Genomic DNA, 260 nt, shown 5'->3' with positions numbered 1-260 from the left:
GCCTATAGCTCAGCTGGTTAGAGCGCACGCCTGATAAGCGTGAGGTCGATGGTTCGAGTCCATTTAGGCCCACCATACATTTTGGGGCCTTAGCTCAGCTGGGAGAGCGCCTGCCTTGCACGCAGGAGGTCAGCGGTTCGATCCCGCTAGGCTCCACCAAAAAGCTATTTTAAATAGCAAATGGTATGTTCTTTGAAAACTAGATAACAGTGTAGCTCATATTTTTTAATTTTTAGTTTGGTTAAGTTAGAAAGGGCGCA

At 46.9% G+C, this 260-nt stretch carries 1 tRNA gene; it reads left to right on the top strand.

Annotation, left to right across the window (positions count from 1 at the left end):
• The first annotated feature begins 83 nt into the window (after positions 1 to 83).
• Positions 84 to 159 (top strand) — tRNA-Ala (locus tag ACS2QP_RS28010).
• Positions 160 to 260: the final 101 nt, after the last annotated feature.

The sequence above is a fragment of the Bacillus cereus group sp. Bce019 genome, from assembly GCF_051781745.1.
In the GTDB taxonomy this organism is placed as follows: domain Bacteria; phylum Bacillota; class Bacilli; order Bacillales; family Bacillaceae_G; genus Bacillus_A; species Bacillus_A cereus.
The sequence above is the reverse complement of the archived record's forward strand: the minus strand, read 5'-3'. Positions and strand labels throughout refer to the sequence as shown.